The organism is Stenotrophomonas sp. YJH_SMC_80 (assembly GCF_059372495.1).
The window spans coordinates 31,000-53,233 of record NZ_JCAFVP010000016.1 but is presented as its reverse complement, the minus strand read 5'-3'; the positions used below and the strand labels follow the sequence as shown (position 1 = coordinate 53,233).

The following is a 22,234-nucleotide window of genomic DNA, read 5'->3' as shown; positions in this document are numbered from 1 at the left end:
GCCGGAGCGCGCGGTGGCGGCGATATGCAGAGCAACATGAAACAAACAGGTAGTGCCGGCCGCTGGCCGGCAATCTCCGGATGCCTGGAAGGGTGCAATTACCGGCCAGCGGCAGGCACTACCGCTTGAGCTGGCGCTTCAGGGTGGCATCCAGGGTGATCGGCCGGTCCCAATGCTGGTAGCTGGCCACGATGGCGTGGCGCACGGCACGGTAATGCAGGTTGTCCGGATTGGTGGGCATCCGCTTCACCACCGCTTCCCAGCCGCCGTCCGGGTCCTGGCTGAAGGCGCGCACGCTGTCGCGGCAGGTCTGGCCGCTGGCCTTGGCCCAGAAGCAGGCGAAGTAGATGTCCCCGGCCTGCCAGCCATGGGTGGTGAACAGCGCGCTGATGTAGCCACGGGGCACGTCGGCATAGCGCGATACCTCATCGAGAAAGGCATCCGGGTAGCGTTCGGCGTAATGGTTGATGTCCTGCAGCTGGGCATCAACCCAGCTGTCGCCGGTTGCCACCTCATACGCAGCCGAACGCTCGGCGGTCTGCTGGGCCAGCACGGTGGCCGGCGCCAGCAGCAGGGACAACAGCAACACGCGCAGTCGGTAATTCATGCCCCGATTCTGCCGCAGCCGCCGGGCCCTGTCAGGCCGCCGCAGCGGCCTTGGCTTCGATCGCCGCCAGTGCGGCCGGCCAGTCGTGGGCGGTGTCGGCGGTGACCATGCGCGGTTCATCGTCGGCCACGCCGTGCTGGGTCTCGTGGGCCCAGGTCACCGCGTACGGGGTATGCACGCCCCAGCCACCCAGGGTAACCACCGGCTCGATGTCCGAACGCAGCGAGTTGCCGACCATTACGAAGCGCTGCATCGGCAGGTCGAACTCGGCCAGCACGCGGGCGTAGGTTTCCGGGTCCTTCTCCGAGACGATCTCGATGCGCGGGAACAGCTCGCCCAGGTTGGCAACCTTGATCTTCGCTTCCTGGTGGAACAGGTCGCCCTTGGTGATCAGCACCACCGGGTAGTGCTCGGCGATGGCCGCCACCGCTTCGCGCACACCGTCGATCAGTTCGACCGGGTGGCGCAGGGTGTCGTGGCCGATATCCAGGATGCGCTGGATGTCCTTCGCTTCGATGCGCTGCCCGGTGATGTCGATGGCCGCTTCGATCATCGACAGCGTCATGCTCTTCACGCCGTAGCCGAAGGTGCCCAGGTGGCGCTGCTGCACTTCCAGCAGGTGGCGCGCAGTCTGGGTGTCGTGCACGTCGACGTAGCGCGACAGCAGGTCAAGGTAGTCCTGCTCGGCCTTGCGGTAGTAGTCCTCGCTCTTCCACAGCGTATCGTCACCGTCAAAACCGACCAGGCCGATGGCGCTCGACGGCGCAGGCGTGGAGGTGTTCATCGCGCAAGGATACAGGGGCCGTGGTGACGAAAAAAACCCGGGCGGCCGAAGCCGCCCGGGTTCCCATACGCCCCGATACAGGTCTTACCTGCCCTGCGCACCCTGCGCTGCGCCACCGGCGCCGGCCTGCTGGGCGGCGACATAGGCCTTGTACTCATCGGCGCTCAGCTCGCCATCCTTGTTGGTATCAGCCTGGTCGAACACCTGGGCCAGGCCCGCGTTCACCTGCGCCTCGGTCTTGCTGATGGTGCCGTTGCCATCGGTATCGATGCTGGCCCAGGTCTGGCCACCGCCGTTGGCCTGCGCCGATGCGGCTGCGGCAGCGTTGGTCGCCTGGTCGGCAGCCTGGCCGGCCTGTGCAGCCGCCTGCTGGGCCTGTGCGGCCTCGTTCTGCGCATGCGCCGCCTGCTGCTTGGCCGACTGGGCCATCGCCGGAATGGCCAGCACGCTGCCAGCGGCGACGATCAGGGCGATCAGGGGCTTGCGGTTGCGAATAGTCATCAGGGGTGTCTCCTGCCAATTGGGTGGTGTTGCGCGGCGTGTTGTCTCCGCACGGCACCTACCCTGCCACTCCGTTTCTGAATCGATTTTGCCCCGCGACCCGCGTCAACACGCACCATTAACCACTCGCCCCCGCGCATGCATTAGCGCGGTGGTTAGCAGCAAGTGAGCAGCTCATAAGATGCGCATTCAGCGCTGCCGGATTTAACCGGCAACCAACGAAAAACCTGCGTCAGTCGACGGTTTTTTCCGATGACCGCGAACTGAACAACACCCAGCCGAGCGCAACACCGGCGAGCGCACCGGCGATTTCCAGCACCACGCGGCTGCCGAGTTCGTTCGGATCGTGGATGGTTGCCAGGAACAGGCGCGCGTACAGCGGCGACTCCAGCCGCACGATGCCCATGTAGAACAGCTTCCATGCATCGATGCCGGCGGAGATGATCACGGCGATGACACAGGACCACCCGATCGCGTGACCCGCTGTCCAGTGCAGGAGCCGGCACAGCTGCGACCACAGGAAGTACACCAGCAGCCCGACCAGCAGGGCGATGGCGCCGGCTTCCAGGGTACCGAGCAGGCCGAAGTGCAGGGGAAGGTTCATCGGGTGGGCAGGGATGAAGAGGCGGCCAGTGTAAGGGATCTGCCCCGGACCCAATCCGGTAGCCCCAGTAGATCCACGCCATGCGTGGATGAATCTCCATCGAAATCGAGTATCTCGACGATTGAACAAAAAGCAGCCGATGAACAAAGAGCAGCCGAGTATGGGCTCGGCTCTACAACGGACCGCGCGGGAAACTGTCAGAGGCTGGGCGGTGCCGGAGTGCGGGGTGTCAGCCGCATGGATGCGGCTGCCAAGCCTCCATGGACGGATTTACGGCGTCCCCGCACTCCGGCACCGCCCAGCCAACCCACGGAACGCACGCTGTTGCTGTTGCGTCTGATGTTGCCGGCCAGCGGCCGGCACTACCGCGGGTGCAGGGCGCAGCCCTGCCGATACCCCTACCGCACCGGGACGTCGTACGCGGTGCCGGGATCCGGTTCGGGCTGCAGGGTGTAGTGCCACCACTCCTGCGGATAGTTGACGAAGCCACGGCGCGCCATCGCCTGCACCAGCTGCTGGCGGTTCGCCTGCTGCACAGTGCTCAGCCCGCTCGTCCGGGTATGCGCGCGCGGGCCAAAGAAATCGAAGTCGGTGCCCATGTCCAGCGGCGTGCAGGCGCCAGTGCGGCAATCCAGCAGGCCAAGATCAACCGTGGCGCCACGACTATGGCCAGAACGCTCGGCGATGTAGCCGTCGGCCAGCAGACGTGGCTTGTCCAGGTCCGGGTACTGCTGTGCCTTGCGCGAGAGTTCGCGCGGATCGTTCACCCAGGCCATGAAGGCCTGCACCGAGCGCACCGGCCGGTAGCAGTCGTAGAGGCGCAGGCCAAAGCCCTGCGCGCGCAGATCCTGTTCTACCTGCGCCAGCGCTTTCGCCACGGGCGCCAGCAGGTAGCAGGATGGCGCCTCATAGCCGGGCACGCGCGCGCCGGTGAAGTTGTTGGCATTGGCGTATCGGATGTCCATGTCGATGCCTGGCGACAACGTGCGGATCTCCACCAATCCGGCGCTGGCCGCATCAGTGGCCGGCGAAACGCGCGGTGGCTCAGCGGCGTTGGCGGTCGCCGCCAGGGCAGTCGCCAGTACGAGTGAAATGCAGGTCCTGGAAGTCATAGCTGAAGTCGATGTCCGGATCGATGGCACGCAGGTCCAGTGTCGGTGCCGGGCCCTCGCCCGGCTGCAGCCACGCCTGCGCCTCGTCACCCAGCGTATCCCAGCGCAGCAGCCAGCGCCCCTGCAGTTGCAGCACGGCCGCTTGCAGCCTGGGCGACTTGTCCACGCTGAAGCGCAGGCCATCCTTGCCCGGGCACAGCGAAGCCGGGCCCAGCCAGGGGTCGGAGTAGCGGCCCTGCCAACGCGGCAGGTCATTGCCGCGTGCTGGCTGTGCGGCGGTGGTTGCTGGCCGTTGATGGCCAGATGCTGCCTGCGCTGCCCGGTCAGCCTTCAGTTCGGCCAGGTACTCCATCGCAGGGCGCGCATCGTCTGGTGCGGTGAAGCGCTTCAGCGTGGCCTGCATCAGCGCCGTGCGTGCATCCTCGCCTTCGCCGTTGATCAGCATCACCACGCCAACCCTGCGGTCAGGAAGCAATGCCAGCGACGAGTACATGCCCGACAACGTGCCGGTATGCGCCACCTTCCACTGCCCGTCCATGTCCGACACCCGCCAGCCATATCCATAACCGTAGAAATGCGCGTTGTCCCAGCGCCGCTGGCGTTCACCCAACGGCATCGGCATGTGCAGGGTCCACAGCGTGCGCCGCTGCTCGCTGCCCAGCCAGTCCGGCACCAGCGCGGGATCGAGCAGCACCTGCATCCAGCGTGTCATGTCGCGCAGCGAACAACGGATGCCTCCCGCCGCCATCGAGGGCAGGTCCGGGCTGATCGCAGCATCGGCGTTCACCACCTCGTTGCGTTCACCACGCCGGGCATGCGGCTGCGCCACGTTGCCCTCGCGCTTCACCGACCACACCCCCACCTGGCAGCGCGTCATGCCCAGTGGTTCGAACACCTGCTCGCGCATCAGCTGGTCATACGGCTCGCCACCCGCCGCCACCGCCACTTCACCTGCCACCACATACATCAGGTTGTCGTAGGCGTAGTGGCTGCGAAAACTACTGACCGGCTTCAGGTGCGCCAGCCCGGCAATGATGTCGGCGCGGGTGAACGTGTTCGGCTCCGGCCACAGCATCAGATCACCGGCGCCCAGGCCAAGGCCGCTGTTGTGGATCAACAGGTCACGCACCTGCATCTGCTGGCCCACCCACGCATCGTGCATGCGGAAGTTGGGCAAGTGCCGCTGCACCGGATCATCCCAGTGCAGCGTGCCCTGCTGCACCAACCGCGCCAGCAGCGCTGCGGTCATCGCTTTGCTGTTGGAGGCGATCTTGAACAGCGTGTCCTCGTCGATATGGCCGCCATCGCCGCGCGCGCCCTCCGCATGGCGATAGACCACCTGCCCGTTGTCGACCACTGCCATCGCAAGCCCGGGCAGATGTTCGACCCGGACCACGGTGGCGACATCGGCATCGAAGGATGCGGTGTCGGTCGCCGATGCCGAAGAGGCGGCCAATGCCGCCAGCATCCAGAGGCTATACATGCTCACGCCCCGGCACTGGGCCTCAGTAGGCCCAGGTGACGGTCAGCTGCGCGTAGCGCGGCGACTGGAAGCTCGTGCCGTAGCGGTACAGCGGATTCGGCGTGCCGATGCTGTCCTGCGGCTCGTAATCCTGGTCCACGGTCACCACGCGCTGCTGGTTCAGAACGTTGTACACCGCCAACTTCAGGCGCAGATCGGTGGGGATCGGCACTTTGTACGAAACACTCACGTCCAGGTCGTAGGTCCACGGCGTACGCCCATCGCCGCCGCGCGGCGAATGCACGAACACACGTTCGGACGGCACCGTCGCCTGGCAGTTGGACACGCACACGTAGTAGCTGTGGAAGTCGGTGTCGTCGAAAGGATTGCCGGCACCGAAGCGCGTGATCGGGCTGCCCGACTGTACGCCCAGGGTGGCGGCCACGCTCAGGTTCTCGGTCAACGCGTAGCTGCCGCGGAACTTGAACTGGTGGCGGCGATCGTTGGCCAGGTAGCCGTAGCCGCGATAGTTGACCCACGGGTTGTCGAAGTTCTCGGTGCGGCCGGCATCGGCGAAGTCGGTATCGGAGTTGACCGGGCCTTCGGCGTTGCCGCGCCCATAGGCCAAGGTATAGGACGCGTTGAAGCCCCACTTGCCATCCCACGCACGGTCGACCTGCAGTTCCAGCGCCTTGTAGTCGCGCTTGGGCTTTACCCAGCCGCGCTGGCCCACGTAGTTGCCATCATCGTCGTACAGCGCCCAGCCTTCCCTGGATGTGTCGATGTTGATCCAGCCATCATTGGTACCATCACAGTTGGTGTCGCCCCAGACAGTGTTGGTGCGTCCCGGGTTGCCCATGATCCACACCCCGTCGATGGCACCGCATTGGCCGGTGGCGGTGATGTTCATGTCATCGATGGCGTTGTGCAGGCGGCGGTAAGTCACGCTGGCGCCAACCGACCAGGCCTCGTTGATCATCTGCTGGAAGCCCAGGATCGCTTCATCCTGGTAGACCGGATCCATGTCCCGGTTCACTTCGGCACGCAGGTCCGGCACGCTGCCATCGCCCTGCGAATTGTCCACCGGTCCGATCTGCGCGCCCAGCACCGGCACATTGTTGGCCGCGCCGCTGTAGCCCAGGAACTCATACCAGGTGCGTTCGTCGAGGAAGCCACCGGCCTGCTTGATGTTGATGACGTTGGCCACCGGCAGGAAGTAGCGACCCAGGTTGCCAAACACCTTGGTGGTGCCATCGCCGCGCACGTCCCACGAGAAGCCGAGGCGTGGCGCCACCATGTCATCGATCTTGATGTAGCTGCTGCCATCGCCGCCCTTGTTGTCGAAGGCTTCCAGGCGCACGCCCATGTTCAGCAGCAGGTTCGGCGTCACCTGCCAGTTGTCTTCCAGGTACCAGGCCGAGTTGATGGTCTCAAACGCACCCTCCACCTCATAGCGGCGCGTACGCGCCACCAGGCCACTGGCCGGCACCACGCCGCCGTTGAGTGAACTTCCCGGAGTACGCGCATAGATGTCGTAGCGCAGGCCGCCCGGACCGGGGTAGGCACGGCTGTAGTCGGAGGTATTCTCCTCGCGGTCCATGCCGAAGCGCAGCAGGTGATTGCCCAGTGTCCATTCGAAATCGGCGCGGGCGGCCTTGCGGGTATCCAATGCTGATTCCAGCTGCGAGCTGCTGGTGCAGCTGCGGTCACCCTGCAGCGAGGGTGGCACGCCCTGGCTGGCCGTTCGGTTGTCGAACACACGGTTGCAGTTCTCGTCCATCAACGAGCTCTGCATGCGGTTGCGCTTGTTCTCGCCATACATCAGCTTCATGGTCAGGTCGCTGTTGACCTGCCAGCTATAGGTGCCGGACCAGTTCTTGCCGCCCACCGTGTTGTAGATCTGGTTGCTGCGCTCACCCACAGTCTGTCCCGTGGCGTAGTCGTAATCGTAGACATCGGTGAGCGTCTTGCTCTTGTCCGAGAATCCGAACAGCGACAGCATCTGGTTGTCGGTGATCTGCCAGTCGATCTTGCCGCCCCAGAACGGATCATCGGCCTTGCCCTGGCTCAGGCGGGTGCCAGCGTCGTTGGTCGATGTCGGGCGGTAGTCGCGAGCTTCATACATGCCGAAGAAGAACAAGCGGTCCTTCACCAGCGCACCAGACGCGAATACGTTCAGCGCACTGCGACTGTAGTCATCGCGGCTCGCTGTGATGTAGCGGCTGCCGCTGCCGTCGTAGCGGTCGCGCGCCTGCGACTGCCAGGCACGCGGTTCGAATACCAGTTCGGCACCGGCCTTGAAGTCGTTGCTGCCCGACCGGGTGACTGCGTTGATGACACCGCCGGTACTGCGCCCGAACTCTACCGAATAGCCGCCAGTCTTGACCTGGAATTCCTGGTAGAACGAGAACGGCACCGACGAGAAGCCGACCCGGTTGTAGAAGTCGGTAACGTTCAGGCCGTTGATGTAGACGGTGTTCTCGGCCACCGACGAACCTCCGAAGGAAATGCCCTGGCCGCCCAACGAGCCCTTGCCCTTCACCGCGCCGGGCGCGAGCAGTGCCACGGCGGTGATGTCACGGTCCACCGGCAGGCGCGAAAGCTCTTCGCGGGTGATGTTCGTGGCCGATTCGGTGGACTTGACATCCACTATCGACACCACCTGCGGTGCACGTACCTCGACCGTACCCAGCGTGCTGACCGCACCCAGCGGCACGTTCACCGTGGTCGCACTGCCAAGGCTGACGGTGACCTGGCCAACACGGCTGGCCGCTCCACCCGGCAGGCTCACGTCCATCTCGTAGGTGCCGACCGGCAGCAACGGGATGCGGTAGCTGCCATTGGCGTCGGCCTGCACCGATCGGACAAAGCCCGTGGCGGGGTTGCGTACGGTGACCGTGGCACCGGCCGGCACCTGGCCGGCATCGCTGACCAACCGGCCGACCACCGAACCATCCTGTGCGAATGCGCTGGGCGCGATCACGCCCAGACACGCCCCGAGGGCGACGCACAACGCCGCCCGCTTGATGCTGTAAGCCTTCATCCCCTGCTCTCTCCTGCAAGAATTGAATGGTGTGAGTTGCGATGTGTCGCGCTAGCGTTGCCCGGCTGGCAGTACCCGCCACTGGAAGTCGTAGCTCCATTGGTCGAAGTACAGGTTGCCGCCTGCCCACTCGGCCTCGCCGCGCTGCGAGTCGACCGTTTCCGAGCGGTAATGCTGCTTGGCCGGCACGAAGGGCTGGCCGAAATCGTCGTTGAAGGCGATGCGGTAGCCGTCGAGGCCACCCAGATAGAAATTGCGCAGTGCAGGCGCATCGCTGGCCAGCGCGCCGGTGGTCACGTCCATCGGCAGCCAGCCGTAGGGCGCCAGGTGGACCTGCCCCCAATCATGCAGGTTGTTGTAGCCGCTGCCATCGTCGGAGAACACCATCCCCGACTGCCAGCGCGCGGGAATGCCGTTCATGCGGAGCAATGCGATCAGCAGCAGGGTCTGCTGGCCGCAGTCGGCATGGCCAGCGCGCAGGGCGTAATCGCTGATGTTGCTGAGCGTGGAGTATTCGCGCGCGCCCGCCCATGGAATGCGATCGATCGCCGCGAACAGCTTGCGCACTACTTCATACGGGCGCGCCTCGCCCTGCAGCACCTGGTCGGAGAACAGCTTCAGCGCGGGGGTGAAGCGCACATGCGGCAGCTCTTCGGCCAGGTAGGGCTTCAATGCGGGATCGTTCGGTGTGGCCTGCACCTTGGCGGGATCGATCGCGGTATGCCGCGCGAAGATCGTGACCGCGTAGCGGACCTCGAAGCGGGTCGGCTGCCCGGCCACCGCTTTGGCTTCCAGATAGGCCGTGCGTTGCAAGGTGCTGGCCGGTGCCACCCGCGCCTTGCCCGGGCTGCTGCCCAGCCACTGCACCTGCTCCTGCTGGCCCGGAATCTCGCGCGGGTACGGAATCCAGGCGCGCACGGTTTCGCCGGCCGGTACGGCGTCGGCCTTCACCGTGAGCGACTGGGTGAATTCAATGCGCTGCGGCAGTACCGACGCCTGGCCACTCTGCTGGGCCGCGGCAAGCACGTGCGCATGGTGCGCGTTGAGCACCTCGTTCGGGCCCGGAGGCGGCATCGGTGCATCCGCGCGGCGGCGTGCGCGCGCCTCATCGCTGAGCAGGAACAGGTTCGACGGTGCGCGCTTGAAGTACCAGCGCGTGCCGTCGATATCGAGGTGTTCAATCAGGCCGAGCTGGTCCCAGCGCGCGAATTCCTCGTCGGTGAGGCCGGGAATCCAGCGGCGCACGGCGGACTTGGCGGCGGTTTCGTCGAGGGAAAAATCCAGGCGGATGCGGCGCATGCGTTCTTCCTGGAACGCGATGTCGTCGAAACTGACGCCAGGCTCCGCCGCGTCGGCGGCCGACCAGGTGTTCAGTTCGCTGTGAGCTTCAAAGAACCGTCCCGCGTCGATCATCTGCACGACGCGCGCAAACTGGACGGCCGAGGGCGGCGGTTCCGCTCCCGCCGACCACACCCACAGCAGCAGCGCGGCACACAGGCCGGCAGCAGCAGGCAGACGCGGTTTGCGAACGGCAGACTCCACAGCGACACTTCCCCAGCGCGGGTGGTAACGGCTGTGTAACACGGGCCGGGATGCCGGTCAATAATTTATTCTTGCTTTCGATGCCAAAAGGAATAAATATTCCAACAGGCATTCGAGGAGGGTGTGCACCGCATGAGCCTGGCTTCCCGCGAACCGCACCGGCGTTGGCCGCGCCGGTTGACCCTGGCCCTGTGCCTGCTGGCCGCACCGGCCTTTGCACAGGCGGCACCACCGCCCGACCCGGGTGCGCCGCTGCCCTATGTGATCGGCCTGCACGAGGCCTACCTCACCCCGCAGTACTGGGCCGCGCGCCTGGACAACGCTGATGCGCCGATTCTGGATCGCGCGCAGGTCGAGGCGCAGAACGCGCGGATGCGGGCGCAGGACAGCCATATCCAGGACATCGCCACACTGCCCGCCCAGCTTGATGCGGCGACGGTGCGTGCCAGCATCAGCGCGCTGTCCAGCTGGCCCACGCGTGCACTGTTCAACGAGACGGGCCAGGCCATCGCCCCCGCGCTGCGCAGCGGCATCGAAGCCAACCTCGGCCTCGATGCGATTCCTGCCCAGGTGGCACCGGCCTATGGGCTGGTGGTGAAGCGCGCGGCACTGCGTACCTTCCCCACCCGCGAGCGCGTCTTCAGCACCGCCGGTGACACCGACATCGACCGCTTCCAGGAATCGGCGCTGTTCCCCGGCGACAAGGTCGCGGTGGTTCACCGCAGTGCCGACGGCCGCTGGCTGTTCGTGCACAGCGAGCGCTACAGCGCGTGGATCGAAGCCGACGCCATCGCCAGCGGCGACAAGGCCACGGTGCTCGGCTACGGCGCGAAGGGACCGTACCGCATCATCACCGGTGCCACGGCGCAGACCGTCTACACCCCGGAAGAACCGCGCGTCTCGCGCCTGCAGCTGGATATGGGCGTGCGCCTGCCGGTGCTGGCCGACTGGCCTGCGTCAGAGCCGGTGAACGGCCAGCAGGCGCATGCCTCGTGGGTGGTGCAGTTGCCGGTGCGCGAGGCCGATGGGCGTCTGAAGCTCGTACCGGCGCTGCTGCCGCGCTCGCAGGACACCGCCGCCGACTACCTGCCACTGACCCCGCGCCTGCTGCTGCAGCAGGCCTTCAAGTTCCTGGGCGAACGCTACGGCTGGGGCCATGACTACGACACCCGTGACTGCAGCGGGTTCGTCTCCGAGATCTACCGCAGCTTCGGCGTGCTGCTGCCGCGCAATACCAGTGCACAGGCGGTCAGCCCGGCACTGGATCGCCTGCCGTTCACCGACAATGTCGGCAAGGCCGCGCGCGACCGTGCGGTCACCGAACTACAGGTCGGCGACCTGGTCTACATCCCCGGCCACGTGATGATGGCCATTGGCCACGTCGACGGCCACACCTGGGTGATCCACGATACGGCGGGCGGCAGCTGGTTCGGTGCCGACGGCAGACGTGTGCAGGCCCATCTCAATGGTGTTTCGGTCACGCCGCTGGAGCCGATGATGGCCAGCGATACCGTCCGCTACATCGACCGCATCACCAACATCCAGCGCCTGCGGGCCAAGACCCCCTGAATGAAGATCACTGCCATCGAACTGGGCATGCTGCGCGTGCCGCTGAAGACGCCGTTCAAGACTGCCCTGCGCACGGTGGAAACCGTGGAGGACGTGGTGGTGCTGATCCGCACCGACACCGGCACCACCGGTTACGGTGAAGCCCCGGCCACCGCGGTGATCACCGGCGATACGCACGGCTCGATCATCGAAGCGATCCGCCACTTCATCGCCCCGCGCCTGATCGGCCAGGACGTGGTCAACCTCAACCATCTGTGCACGCTGGTGCAGACCGCGATGGAGCGCAACACCAGCGCCAAGGCAGCGGTGGAGATCGCGCTGTACGACCTGTGGGCGCAGCTGCACGGTGCGCCGCTGTACCAGATGCTCGGTGGTGGCGACCCGGTGATCACCACCGACATCACCATCAGCGTGGACTACATCGACAAGATGGTGGCCGATTCGCTGTCGGCCATCGAGCGCGGCTTCGAGTCGCTGAAGATCAAGGTCGGCAAGGACATCGGCCTGGACATCGAACGGGTCAAGGCGATCCATGCCGCCGTGGAAGGCCGCGCCCTGCTGCGACTGGATGCCAACCAGGGCTGGACCGCCAAGCAGGCGGTGCATGCGATGCGTACGCTGGAAGAAGCGGGCGTGGTGCTCGAGCTGCTGGAGCAGCCGGTGAAGGCGGCTGACATCAGCGGCCTGAAGTACGTCACCGATCGCGTCAACACGCCGGTGATGGCCGACGAGAGCGTGTTCAGTCCCAGCCAGGTGATGGACCTGATCCAGCAGCGCGCGGCCGACATCATCAACATCAAGCTGATGAAGACCGGAGGCCTGTCCAACGCGATCCGCATCGCCGACATCGCTGGCATCTACGGCGTGCCGTGCATGATCGGCTGCATGATCGAGTCGAGCATCAGCGTGGCCGCCGCCGTGCACCTGGCCGTGGCCAAGAGCGACGTGATCACCAAGGTTGACCTCGACGGTCCCTCGCTGGGCCAGTTCGACCCGGTCAGCGGCGGCGTGCATTTCAACGAATCGGAGATCAGCATCAGCGACGTGCCGGGGCTGGGCATTACTGAGGTGCGTGGGCTGGAGATGCTGGGGTGATTTCTGCCTTGCGGCTGACGTTGCGCGCCACTGACGCTGGGTCGCGCGTTACTTTTCTTTTCGCGAAAAGAAAAATAACCAAAAGAAACGCTCCGCCGGCCGCGAGCCGACGTGCTGCGCACGTCGGTGCCCTGCGGTGCTCGGTTCGCTTGAAGGCGGACTCGACGTCAAAGGCAACAACTGCACTCCGTAACCTCTTCGCGGCTGGAACCCGCCCGACCCATTCCATGGCACGCTCTACGCTGCCAACCGCAACGCGCCTACACATGCCCGGACACCCCGCATGCCGCCCCTGCTGAAGATCCGTTCCGAGCGCGGGCAGATGTCGGCCATCGAGCGACGCATCGCCGACTTCATCCTCGACAACGCCCACCTGCTGCGCGACTACTCGTCCCAGCAACTGGCCAGCGCGCTGGGCATCAGCCAGTCCAGCGTGGTGAAGTTCAGCCAGAAGCTCGGCTTCAAGGGCTACCCGGACCTGAAGTACTCCATCGGCCAGGATGTCGCCCGTGCTGGCGCCGATCCGCAGCAGGCCCCCAGCGAACCCGACAGCGGCGACGACTACCTGCGCCTGGGCGACACCCTGCGCCGCAGCAAGGCGCAGGCCGAAGAGGAAACCCGCCAGGCCAACCCACGCAAGGAAATCGAGCGCATCGTGCAGCTGCTCGACGGCGCGCCCAAGCTGTTCGTGTACGGCCTGGGTGACGACGGCCTGTATGCCCGCGAGTTCGCCATGCGGCTGTCGCTGCTCGGCCTGCTGGTGGTGCCGCATACCGACCCGATCCTGATGCTGGCCAACCTGTCGGCCGCGCGCCCCGGTGATGCGCTGCTGGTGTTCTCCGAATTCGGCAACCTGCCTCAGCTTTCGCAGCTGTCGCGCCAGTTCCAGGACATGGGTGGCAAGGTGATTTCCATCACCCGCCATACCGCCAACCCGCTGCGCGCGCATGCTGACGCAGCGCTGGTGGTGTGTGCGCACGAGCGCACGCCGCAGGTCGCGCAGCTGCTGTACCGTAGCGCCATGCACGCCCTGCTCGATTTCCTGTTCGTGCTGCTCTGCCACACCAATCCGGACCGCCGGCAGCAGCTGGCGGTGAACCTGGAGCGGATCGACCACCTGCTGGATTCCTGACCGGAGCACCTGTTGATGAAATCGCTGGTCCGTCTCGCTACCGCTGCACTGCTGCTTGCCGCGGCGGCATCCGTCCACGCTGCGCCGCTGCAGGGTGCGCGCCAGCTGATCGTGGTCACCAGCGAAAGCTGGGACAGCACACAGGGCCAGCTGCAGGCCTATGTGCGTGATGGCAAGGGCTGGCACGCACATGGAGAGGCGTTCCCGGTGGCACTGGGCCGCACCGGCAGCGCCTGGGGCCTGGGCCTGCACCCGGCGCAGGCCGATGGCCCGCAGAAGCAGGAAGGCGATGGCCGCAGCCCGGCAGGCGTGTTCGCGCTCGGCAGCGCGTTCGGCTATGCCGTCACCCGCCCCGGCACCGCCATGCCCTACCAGCCGATGCTCGACAGCAGCTACTGCATGGATGTGCCGGCGTCGCCGTTCTATAACCGCATCGTCGACGCGAAGAAGGTCGGCAAGGCAGTTGTGGAAGGCTCCACCGAGCCGATGCGGCTGGATCTGCACAACAAGGGCGACGTGCGTTACCAGGAAGGCTTCGTGATCGCCCACAACCCGGACAACCAGCCCGGCAAGGGCAGCTGCATCTTCGCCCATCTGTGGCGCCAACCCGGTGAGGCCACGGCCGGCTGCACCGCCATGCCGCAGGCCCGCATGCAGGCCCTGCTGGACTGGTTGCGGCCGCAGGATGCGCCGCGCTTCGTGCTGCTGCCGCGCGCCGAGTACACGCGCCTGCAGGCCCAGTGGCAACTGCCCGCACTGCGCGGAGACGCCCGTTGAGCGCGCAGGACGAACCGCAGCTGCAGCGCGCGGTCAGCCGCTGGCAGATCGTCGGCCTCTCGATCAACGATGTGATCGGCAGCGGCATCTACCTGCTGCCGGCCGCCACCGTCGCCCTGCTCGGCCCCTTCAGCCTGTGGGGCGTGGTCGCCGCCGGTATCGTCGTGGCGCTGCTGGTGCTGTGCTACGCGCAGGCCGCCAGCTATTTCGACGAGCCCGGTGGCAGCTACCTGTATGCACGCGAGGCGTTCGGGCGCTTCGCCGGGTTCGAGATCGGCTGGATGATCTGGCTGACCCGCATCAGCTCGGCGGCCGCACTCAGCAACGCGCTGGCCGATGCGGTCGCGCGTTTCTGGCCGTGGGCCGGTGCCGGCATGGGGCGCATCGCAGTGATCGTGGTGTCGCTGGGCTTCCTCACCGGCGTCAACATCATCGGCGTGCGCTCGGCCGCGCGCACCGGCGTGGTGCTGGTGATCGGCAAGATGTTGCCGCTGCTGCTGTTCGTGGCCATCGGTGCGTTCTATATCGACCCGCAGCTGGCCTTCTCCGGCCAGCGCCCCGACCCGCACGACCTGCAGCGCATGGGCGAGGCCGCGTTGCTGCTGCTGTACGCCTACGCCGGCTTCGAGAACATCCCGGCCGCCGCCGGCGAGTACCGTAATCCGCGTCGCGATATTCCGTTCGCGCTGATCACCATGATCATCACCGTCACCGTCATCTACGGCGCGGTGCAGGTGGTGGCACAGGGCACGCTGGCTGGTCTGGCCAGCTCGGCCACGCCGCTGGCCGATGCCGCTGCCGGCTTCTGCGGCGAAGCACTGGCGCTGATCCTCACCGTAGGCGCGACCATCTCCATCCTCGGCACCAACAGCAACACGATGATGATGGGCCCACGCTTCCTGTTCGCACTGGCCCGCGATGGCTATGGGCCGAAGATCCTGGCGCAGGTGCATCCGCGCTTCCACACGCCAGCCGCGTCGATCCTGTGCCAGGGTTTGATCGCACTGGGCCTGGCCCTGTCCGGTTCGTTCGTGCAGCTGGCCCTGCTGTCGATGACCACGCGCCTGTTCGCCTACATCGGAACGGCCGCTGCGGTACTGGTGCTGGCCAAGCGCTATGCGGACCGGCCGGGCGCACTGAAACTGCCGGGTGGCCCGCTGATTCCGGTACTCGCGCTGCTGCTGTGCCTGGCGCTGTTCGCCAGTGCCAGCTGGCAGAACATCGCTGCTGCGCTGGTGGCGTTCGCCATCGGCGCGGTGATCTACAAGCTGCCGCGAAAAGATGCCGACGCCGGATGACCGATAGCGCCGGGCCATGCCCGGCGGATTGATCTGGTGATCACGCTGCCGGACCGGGCCGTTAACCGCCACACAGGCAGGATCAGGCTTCGTCCACAACGGAGCCTTCCATGACCGAGTACCAGATCCCCGGCCGCGTACCGGACGACAGCACGCCGCGCGATGCGGTCAGCAACTACTGGCGCGAACGCTACACCGCCGAACCGTACTACGACGACCAGCTGTTCTTCGAGGACTATGAACCGGCTTACCGCATCGGCCATGCCGCGCGTGCGCAGGACATGATCCGCGCCTACGAACAGGTCGAAGCTGAACTGGAGTCGCGCTGGGCCAGCGAGCGTGGCCGCAGCCGGCTGGAATGGGCGCAGGCACGCAATGCCGTGCGCCGTGGCTGGGAGGACGCGCAGCAGGCGGATCCGTTGTTGAAGCGATAGCGCCACGCTTTTGTCGAGCCGAGCCTACGCTCGGCTCGACTCAACAAACGCCGCAGGACAGCCGAGCATGGGCCCGGCTCTACACATTCACTCCTGTTCCGGCAGCGGCGGCACGACCGCGCTGCGCTTGCTCTCACCGCCACCGGCGGCGATCAGGTCGCGGGTGTTCTTCTGCACCGCCACCGCGCCGAACAGCGACAGTGCATACGCCATGCCGTAGAAACCCTTCTCGCTCGGTGCCAGCGTGGCATTCCACAGGCCAACCAGCAGCAGCATCAACGCCGACAGCAGTGCGAACCAGCACAGCGCGTAGTACAGGCCACTCACCGGAATGCCCTCGACGCGGTCACGCACGCTCTTCTGCAGCGACACCGCTGCGAACAGGCCGAACAGCAGCAGGGTCAGGTAGTAGCCCTTTTCGTTGAGCGCCATCGTGGCGTTGAACAGACCGATCAGGTAGGCCGCCGCACCCAGCAGCAGGGCCACCCATGAGGCGGCGATGAAGGCGGTGGAGGGCTTGTGGGGCATGGCAGTGTTCATTGCAGATCCTTGGCAGGCAGACGGGCACGCTTTGCCCGGGCGTGCCCACCCTAGACGATCCCGCCGCGCTCGCACAGGGGTCGCAGGACCTTCGGGCCACGACGCTCACGGCGCCGGTGGTATACAAGGGACAGCCCGGCCATCCGCATCCCCGCACTGGAGATACCCATGACCCGCACGCCCCTGCTGCTCGCCCTCGGCCTGGTGCCGATCCTTGCCACCTCCGCCTGCAATGCCGCCGACCCGGCCGCCAACGGCGCCCAGACCGCAGCGCCCGCAGCCTCCACCACTGCCGACCAGCGCCCGTTCACCGCCACCGAAATCAGCCGGTTCGACCAGCCGTGGGCGATGACCTTCCTGCCGGACGGCAGCCTGCTGGTCACCGAAAAGCGCGGCAAGCTGCAGCACCTGGACCTGGCCAGCGGCCAGAAGCACGAGATTACCGGCGTTCCGAAGGTCGCTTACGGCGGCCAGGGCGGCTTCGGTGACGTGATCCTGCACCCGCAATTCGCGAGCAACCACGTGATCTATCTCAGCTATGCCGAGGAAGGCACGCTGGACACCCGCGGCGCTGCCGTGGCCCGTGCCACGCTGGCGCTGGATGCCAACGGTGCCGGCCAGCTGAAGGACCTGAAGGTGATCTGGCGACAGAGCCCGAAGGTGAGTGGTGAAGGCCACTACGGCCATCGCCTTGCTTTCGGCCCGGACGGCAAGCTGTGGATCAGCTCCAGCGAGCGCCAGAAGTTCGATCCGGCGCAGGACATGGGCGGCAACCTCGGCAAGATCATCCGCCTCAACGATGATGGCAGCCTGCCCGCCGACAACCCGTTCGCCTCGCAGGGCGGCGTGGCCGCGCAGGTGTGGTCACTGGGCCACCGCAACATCCTCGGCATGGCCTTCGATGCCAACGGCAAGCTGTGGGCACACGAGATGGGCCCGGCCGGCGGTGACGAACTGAACCTGATCGTGCGCGGCGCCAACTACGGCTACCCGATCGTTTCCAATGGTGACCATTACGACGGCCGGCCGATTCCCGACCACGACACGCGCCCGGAATTCGCCGCGCCGAAGGTGACCTGGACGCCGGTGATCTCGCCGGCCGGCTTCGTGATCTACAGCGGCAACCTGTTCCCGCAGTGGAAGGGCAGCGGCTTCATCGGCGGCCTGTCCTCCACCTCGCTGGTGCGCGTGGCTTTCGACGGCGACAGCGCGCGCGAAGCCGAACGCTTCAACATGGGCGAGCGCATCCGCGAAGTGGAACAGGGCCCGGATGGCGCCCTGTGGCTGCTGGAAGACGGCAGCAAGGCGCGCCTGCTGAAGCTCACCCCGAGCACCTGAGGTAGTGCCGGCCGCTGGCCGGCACGTTTGTCCGCAACGGCCCCGCACGCGGGGCCGTCTGCGTTCATTGGATGGTGATGACCTTCACCTCGGTCTTCGTGCAGGCCTGATCCAGGCACTGCCCGTTCAACCACACCTGGCCGCTGCCGATCATCACGCCCTGCTGGTTGACGAACACCTTGCCGAAATCCTGCTCGGACACCGCCTTGACCACCGCCGGGGTGATGATCTTCTCGTAGTTGCGCTGGAACTCACCGGGGCCGGTGATCTTCTTTCCGCTACCGACGTTCAATGGAAAGCGCACTTCCTCGACCACCGCAGCGCGATCGCCGCCAACCACGGCGGCCTTGAACGCATTGAAGACCTTCTCGAACTGCGCCGCATCGCCAAGCAGCGTTTCGATGCGCGCGCGTGCGTCTTCGGCGGGCGCTTCCGCTGCGGGCGCGGCCGGTGCCGAAGCAGCGGGTTCAGTGGCAGATGCCGCAGGCGTTGCCGGGGCGCTGGCCTGCATCGGCGGCGGTGCATCCGCCGCAGGCTCGGCCGGCGGTGCCGCCGGCTGCGAACAGGCGGCCAGCATCAGGGCGGGAATCAGACAAGCCATCCGGCGCATGCGCGCACTCCATCGAAACAGGGAGCCCGATGGTAGCGCCGCCGCGGTGAGGACAACAAAAAGGGGACGGAGGGGATTAAGTCGTTAGTGGCACAAACGACTTAATCCCCTCCGTCCCCTTTTTCTTCGATCAGGCCTTCAGCAGCTCGAACTGCACGGCTTCGCCGGCCGTCGAGGACGCGCAGACCCACAGGTCGAAGTGGCCCGGTTCGGCACGCAGCACGCCGTCACGGCCGGTGAAGGCCAGCTGCTCGCGGGTGAGGGTGAACACCACGTCGGTCGACTCGCCTGGCTGCAGTGCCACCTTGCGGAAGTCCTTCAGTTCACGCACCGGACGCACGCGGCTGGCCACGCGGTCGTGGATGTACAGCTGCACCACTTCCTCGCCGGCCACGTCGCCGGTATTGGTCAGCGTGGTGGTGATGGTCAGGGTGTCGTCCCAGCCGAGCTGCGCCGCACTCAGCTGCGGCACGCCGTAGGCGAAGGTGGTGTAACCGATGCCGTGGCCGAACGGGTACAGCGGCTCGTTCGGAATCTCGCGCCAGCGAGCCTTGAACTCCGACATGGTCGGCAGTTCCGGGCGACCGGTGCGCGGGTGGTTGTAGAAGTACGGCTGCTGGCCGGACACCTGTGGGAAGCTGACCGGCAGGCGGCCGGACGGGCTGTAGTCGCCGAACAGCACATCAGCCACGGCATGACCGGTCTGCGTGCCCAGGTACCAGGTCACCGCCACGGCCTGCGCATTGCGCACCGCACCCTGCAATGCCAGCGCGCGGCCGTTGCGCAGCAGCACCACCAGCGGCTTGCCGGTCATCGCCACCGCCTCGGCCAGTGCCTGCTGTGCCGGCGGCAGGGTGATCTCCACGCGCGACTGCGCTTCACCGCTGTAGCGCTGCGGTTCGCCCAGCGCCAGCACCACCACGTCGGCGCGCAGCGCGGCAGCCACCGCTGCTTCGGTGCCGCCCGGAATGGCAGTTTCCAGTTCGCAGCCCGGCACGATCTCCAGCAGCGCTTCATCGCCGATGGCGGCGCGCACGCCGGTTTCCAGGTCCACGTAACGCTGCTTGTCGCCGAACAGGGTCCAGCAGCCTTCAATGTTCTCGCGGTCCTGCACGAACGGGCCGATCAGCGCGATCTTCTGCCCGGTCTTCTGCAGCGGCAGCACGTTGTCACGGTTGTTCAGCAGCACGATCGAACGGCGCGCGGCATCGCGCGACAGTTCGTCATGCGCGGCGAGGTACGAGTTATCGGCTTCGCGCGCCGGGTCCAGCGAACGGTACGGGTCGTCGAACAGGCCGATGGTTTCCTTCAGCCACAGGATGCGGCGCACGCCCTCATCCAGCACCGCCATCGGCACCTCGCCGCTCTCGACCAGGCCCGGCAGGTGCTCGGCGTAGAAGCCGCTCTGCATGCTCAGGTCCAGGCCGGCGGTGAACGCCTTGGCAGTGGCATCGCGGTCGTCGGCAGCATAGCCGTGCGCGACCAGTTCCATATCGGCGGTGTAGTCGGAGATCACCACGCCCGGGAACTTCCATTCACCGCGCAGGATGTCGGTCAGCAGTTCGGCGTTGGCACTGGCCGGCACGCCGTTGATGTCGTTGAACGAGGACATCACGGTGATCGCGCCGGCGTCGAAGGCCGCCTTGAACGGCGGCAGGTGCACGTCGCGCAGGGTCTGCGGCGAAATGTCCACCATGTTGTATTCCATGCCGGCCATCACCGCGCCATAGGCGGCGAAGTGCTTCGGCGTGGCCAGCAGCGAATCGGCGGCGCGCAGGTCGCTGCCCTGGAAGCCGCGCACGCGGGCGGCGGCAAAGGCACAGCCCAGCACCACGTCCTCACCGGCACCTTCGGCGCCACGGCCCCAGCGCTGGTCGCGGGCGATGTCCACGGCCGGGGCATAGGTCCAGTGCAGGCCGGCAGCGGTGGCCTCGATGGCGGTGGCGCGCGCGGTGCGCTCGGCCAGCGCCGGCTCGAAGCTGGCGGCCTCGCCCAGCGGAATCGGGAACACGGTGCGCATGCCGTGGATGACGTCGGCCGCCAGGATCACCGGGATGCCCAGGCGGCTCTCTTCGGTGGCGACCTGCTGGATCCGGCGGCCCAGTTCGGCGCCCACACCATTGAACAGCGAGCCGACCTTGCCCTCGCGCACCTGCTGCAGCACCTGGTCGGCATTGCGCACGTTGGCTTCCGGGTTCACGTCCGGGGCGAACGGGCGGACCATGTCCGCGAAGACACCCAGCTGGCCGACCTTTTCCTCGACGGTCATCTGGGCAATGAGGGATTCGATGCGATCGGAGGCCACCGGCAGTCCTTGATGAAAACGTTTACAAGCCCGGCATTCTAGCGATCCCGGACGATTTGGCGAGGGGTTTGTTCATTCAGTTTCAGCCACCAGCGGGGTCCGTATGGCCCCGCCGGGGGCACCGCAGCTTACTCCGAGCCGGCCAACTGGCGCTGCCCGGCCATCAACATGGCGTCGCTGGAGGCCTGGAACACCCGCAGGCCGAAGGCCGGCAGGATCGCCAGCAGGTGGTCGAAAATGTCCGACTGCACCGCCTCGTACTCGCCCCAGGCGGTGCTGCGGGTGAAGCAGTACAGCTCCAGCGGCAGGCCTTCGGTGGTCGGCTGCAGCTGGCGTACCAGCAGGGTCATGTCGGTATGGATGCCCGGGTGGCTGCGCAGGTAGCGCTCCACATAGGCCCGGAAGGTACCCAGGTTGGTCACCCGGCGGCTGTTGACCTCGGCCACGCCCTGCTCGCGCAGGCGCCCGTTCCACTGCCCCAGCTCCTGCTCCTTGGCCTGCAGGTAGTCGCGCAGCAGCGCGAATTCACCGAGGAAGGCCAGGTCGCCCTCATCCAGGAAGCCGACGCTGTGCTGGTCCAGGTACAGCGCGCGCTTGATCCGGCGCCCACCCGCCTCCTGCATGCCGCGCCAGTTCTTGAACGACTCGGTCACCAGCTTCTTGGTCGGGATGGTGGTGATGGTCTTGTCGAAGTTCTGCACGGTGATGGTATGCAGGGCGATGTCGATCACATCGCCATCGGCGTTCTGGCTGGGCATCTCGATCCAGTCACCGATGCGTACACGACCATCGCCACTGATCTGTACGCTGGCCACCAGCGACAGGATGGTGTCCTGGAAGATCAGCATCAGCACTGCGGTGGCGGCGCCGAGACCGGTGACCAGATAGCGGAGGTCGACGCCGGCCAGGGTGGCAACGATCGACAGGCCGGCGATCACGAAGATGACGATCTTGGCGACCTGCAGGTACCCCTTGATCGGCTTGTTGCGTGCCTCGGGGCGGCGCTCGTAGAGATCATTGGCCGCATCCAGCGCATGCGAGATGGCCAGCACCACGGTCAGGATCGCCCACGCCTGGCAGGCGCCGATGATGAAGCTCACCAGCCCCGGCGGCAGGTCCGGCACGATGCGGATGCCCGAGGCGATCACCTGGCTGGGCACCACATTGGACAGACGCGAGATCACCCGCATCAGGTGGCTGCCGCGGCCGGTATCAGCGCCCGGCAGGCGGCTGAGCAGGCGTCGCAGCCCGCGCAGCAGGATGCGCTTGGTCACCCAGTTGGCCAGGCCAGCGGCGATCAGCAGCGCCGAGATCATCAACGCCAGGTAGGCGCCAGGATAGGGTTCCAGTGTGTTCTGCAGCCGTTCCAGCCACTGTACCGCCACCACCGCGTCCACCATCGGTTGTCTCCTGTCTGTTTCGTTGTTGCCAAGGTTGCCGGCCAGCGGCCGGCACTACCGGGGTTGCCGGCCAATGGCCGG

At 66.3% G+C, this 22,234-nt stretch carries 19 protein-coding genes; 7 read left to right on the top strand and 12 right to left on the bottom strand.

The genetic code is table 11. The annotated features are described in order from the left end of the window. Positions 1-118: 118 nt before the first annotated feature. The 8 genes from AC5P99_RS18970 to AC5P99_RS18935 all read right to left on the bottom strand — a co-directional run bounded on the left by AC5P99_RS18970 (position 119) and on the right by AC5P99_RS18935 (position 9,655). Positions 119-607 (bottom strand): hypothetical protein, encoded by a 489-nt coding sequence (locus tag AC5P99_RS18970; protein WP_049448574.1) that lies wholly within the window; start codon positions 605-607, stop codon positions 119-121. Positions 608-638: 31 nt separating this feature from the next. Further along, the gene (locus AC5P99_RS18965) at positions 639-1,391 is read right to left on the bottom strand and encodes an HAD family hydrolase (protein ID WP_049448571.1); all 753 of its coding nucleotides are present in this window, start codon (positions 1,389-1,391) and stop codon (positions 639-641) included. An 84-nt stretch (positions 1,392-1,475) separates the two neighbouring features. Continuing rightward, a complete protein-coding gene (locus AC5P99_RS18960) occupies positions 1,476-1,892 on the bottom strand; it encodes an EF-hand domain-containing protein (RefSeq protein ID WP_005407824.1) in 417 nt (138 codons plus the stop codon). Between the two features lie 232 nt (positions 1,893-2,124). Next, a complete protein-coding gene (locus AC5P99_RS18955; RefSeq protein WP_012478956.1) occupies positions 2,125-2,496 on the bottom strand; it encodes a hypothetical protein in 372 nt (123 codons plus the stop codon). 398 nt (positions 2,497-2,894) lie between these two features. Then, positions 2,895-3,608, bottom strand: a complete 714-nt coding sequence (locus AC5P99_RS18950; protein ID WP_087803659.1) for a M15 family metallopeptidase — start codon at positions 3,606-3,608, stop codon at positions 2,895-2,897. Then, positions 3,541-5,091: a serine hydrolase domain-containing protein gene (locus AC5P99_RS18945; RefSeq protein WP_495213430.1), complete on the bottom strand. Its 1,551-nt coding sequence runs from the start codon at positions 5,089-5,091 to the stop codon at positions 3,541-3,543. Before AC5P99_RS18945 ends, AC5P99_RS18950 begins: the two co-directional genes overlap by 68 nt. Before the next feature lie 22 nt (positions 5,092-5,113). Next, positions 5,114-8,113, bottom strand: coding sequence for a TonB-dependent receptor (locus AC5P99_RS18940; RefSeq protein WP_099605777.1), 3,000 nt, complete (start codon positions 8,111-8,113; stop codon positions 5,114-5,116). Between the two features lie 51 nt (positions 8,114-8,164). Further along, positions 8,165-9,655, bottom strand: a complete 1,491-nt coding sequence (locus AC5P99_RS18935; protein WP_495213429.1) for a transglutaminase-like domain-containing protein — start codon at positions 9,653-9,655, stop codon at positions 8,165-8,167. A gap of 132 nt (positions 9,656-9,787) precedes the next feature. On the opposite strand from AC5P99_RS18935, the gene AC5P99_RS18930 reads away from it, so the two are divergent. The 6 genes from AC5P99_RS18930 to AC5P99_RS18905 all read left to right on the top strand — a co-directional run bounded on the left by AC5P99_RS18930 (position 9,788) and on the right by AC5P99_RS18905 (position 15,960). Then, positions 9,788-11,224 carry a C40 family peptidase gene (locus AC5P99_RS18930; protein ID WP_099605775.1) on the top strand — a complete coding sequence of 479 codons (1,437 nt, stop codon included), beginning with the start codon at positions 9,788-9,790 and terminating at the stop codon, positions 11,222-11,224. Further along, complete coding sequence (locus AC5P99_RS18925; protein ID WP_049448557.1) at positions 11,225-12,319, top strand: dipeptide epimerase; 1,095 nt, start codon at positions 11,225-11,227, stop codon at positions 12,317-12,319. A gap of 283 nt (positions 12,320-12,602) precedes the next feature. Then, positions 12,603-13,451, top strand: coding sequence for a MurR/RpiR family transcriptional regulator (locus tag AC5P99_RS18920; RefSeq protein WP_099605593.1), 849 nt, complete (start codon positions 12,603-12,605; stop codon positions 13,449-13,451). A gap of 15 nt (positions 13,452-13,466) precedes the next feature. Continuing rightward, positions 13,467-14,228, top strand: coding sequence for a L,D-transpeptidase family protein (locus AC5P99_RS18915; RefSeq protein WP_285311725.1), 762 nt, complete (start codon positions 13,467-13,469; stop codon positions 14,226-14,228). Next, on the top strand, positions 14,225-15,526 hold the full coding sequence (locus tag AC5P99_RS18910) for an APC family permease (protein WP_495213428.1): 1,302 nt from the start codon (positions 14,225-14,227) through the stop codon (positions 15,524-15,526). The genes AC5P99_RS18915 and AC5P99_RS18910 overlap by 4 nt, the downstream gene beginning before the upstream one ends. A 110-nt stretch (positions 15,527-15,636) precedes the next feature. Then, positions 15,637-15,960, top strand: coding sequence for a hypothetical protein (locus AC5P99_RS18905; RefSeq protein WP_005412038.1), 324 nt, complete (start codon positions 15,637-15,639; stop codon positions 15,958-15,960). Positions 15,961-16,047: 87 nt separating this feature from the next. Here AC5P99_RS18905 and yiaA read toward each other — a convergent pair whose 3' ends face one another. Then, a complete protein-coding gene (gene yiaA / locus AC5P99_RS18900) occupies positions 16,048-16,500 on the bottom strand; it encodes an inner membrane protein YiaA (protein ID WP_005407812.1) in 453 nt (150 codons plus the stop codon). Between the two features lie 168 nt (positions 16,501-16,668). On the opposite strand from yiaA, the gene AC5P99_RS18895 reads away from it, so the two are divergent. Continuing rightward, complete coding sequence (locus AC5P99_RS18895; RefSeq protein WP_049433370.1) at positions 16,669-17,838, top strand: PQQ-dependent sugar dehydrogenase; 1,170 nt, start codon at positions 16,669-16,671, stop codon at positions 17,836-17,838. 64 nt (positions 17,839-17,902) lie between these two features. On the opposite strand, the gene AC5P99_RS18890 is transcribed toward AC5P99_RS18895, so the two are convergent. The 3 genes from AC5P99_RS18890 to AC5P99_RS18880 all read right to left on the bottom strand — a co-directional run bounded on the left by AC5P99_RS18890 (position 17,903) and on the right by AC5P99_RS18880 (position 22,153). Continuing rightward, a complete protein-coding gene (locus AC5P99_RS18890) occupies positions 17,903-18,448 on the bottom strand; it encodes a hypothetical protein (protein WP_495213427.1) in 546 nt (181 codons plus the stop codon). Between the two features lie 130 nt (positions 18,449-18,578). Then, entirely contained in the window at positions 18,579-20,753 is a 2,175-nt protein-coding gene (locus AC5P99_RS18885) for a glycoside hydrolase family 3 N-terminal domain-containing protein (protein ID WP_495213426.1), read from the bottom strand. A 128-nt stretch (positions 20,754-20,881) separates the two neighbouring features. Then, positions 20,882-22,153, bottom strand: coding sequence for a mechanosensitive ion channel family protein (locus tag AC5P99_RS18880; protein WP_005407808.1), 1,272 nt, complete (start codon positions 22,151-22,153; stop codon positions 20,882-20,884). Positions 22,154-22,234 lie beyond the last annotated feature (81 nt).

Excerpts from the sequence above, each read along its gene's own strand:
- AC5P99_RS18970 (WP_049448574.1), bottom strand. The coding sequence starts at position 607 with ATGAATTACCGACTGCGCGTGTTGCTGTTGTCCCTGCTGCTGGCGCCG.
- AC5P99_RS18965 (WP_049448571.1), bottom strand. The coding sequence starts at position 1,391 with ATGAACACCTCCACGCCTGCGCCGTCGAGCGCCATCGGCCTGGTCGGT.
- AC5P99_RS18960 (WP_005407824.1), bottom strand. The coding sequence starts at position 1,892 with ATGACTATTCGCAACCGCAAGCCCCTGATCGCCCTGATCGTCGCCGCT.
- AC5P99_RS18955 (WP_012478956.1), bottom strand. The coding sequence starts at position 2,496 with ATGAACCTTCCCCTGCACTTCGGCCTGCTCGGTACCCTGGAAGCCGGC.
- AC5P99_RS18950 (WP_087803659.1), bottom strand. The coding sequence starts at position 3,608 with ATGACTTCCAGGACCTGCATTTCACTCGTACTGGCGACTGCCCTGGCG.
- AC5P99_RS18945 (WP_495213430.1), bottom strand. The coding sequence starts at position 5,091 with ATGTATAGCCTCTGGATGCTGGCGGCATTGGCCGCCTCTTCGGCATCG.
- AC5P99_RS18940 (WP_099605777.1), bottom strand. The coding sequence starts at position 8,113 with ATGAAGGCTTACAGCATCAAGCGGGCGGCGTTGTGCGTCGCCCTCGGG.
- AC5P99_RS18930 (WP_099605775.1), top strand. The coding sequence starts at position 9,788 with ATGAGCCTGGCTTCCCGCGAACCGCACCGGCGTTGGCCGCGCCGGTTG.
- AC5P99_RS18925 (WP_049448557.1), top strand. The coding sequence starts at position 11,225 with ATGAAGATCACTGCCATCGAACTGGGCATGCTGCGCGTGCCGCTGAAG.
- AC5P99_RS18920 (WP_099605593.1), top strand. The coding sequence starts at position 12,603 with ATGCCGCCCCTGCTGAAGATCCGTTCCGAGCGCGGGCAGATGTCGGCC.
- AC5P99_RS18915 (WP_285311725.1), top strand. The coding sequence starts at position 13,467 with ATGAAATCGCTGGTCCGTCTCGCTACCGCTGCACTGCTGCTTGCCGCG.
- AC5P99_RS18905 (WP_005412038.1), top strand. The coding sequence starts at position 15,637 with ATGACCGAGTACCAGATCCCCGGCCGCGTACCGGACGACAGCACGCCG.
- yiaA (WP_005407812.1), bottom strand. The coding sequence starts at position 16,500 with ATGAACACTGCCATGCCCCACAAGCCCTCCACCGCCTTCATCGCCGCC.
- AC5P99_RS18895 (WP_049433370.1), top strand. The coding sequence starts at position 16,669 with ATGACCCGCACGCCCCTGCTGCTCGCCCTCGGCCTGGTGCCGATCCTT.
- AC5P99_RS18890 (WP_495213427.1), bottom strand. The coding sequence starts at position 18,448 with ATGCGCCGGATGGCTTGTCTGATTCCCGCCCTGATGCTGGCCGCCTGT.
- AC5P99_RS18880 (WP_005407808.1), bottom strand. The coding sequence starts at position 22,153 with ATGGTGGACGCGGTGGTGGCGGTACAGTGGCTGGAACGGCTGCAGAAC.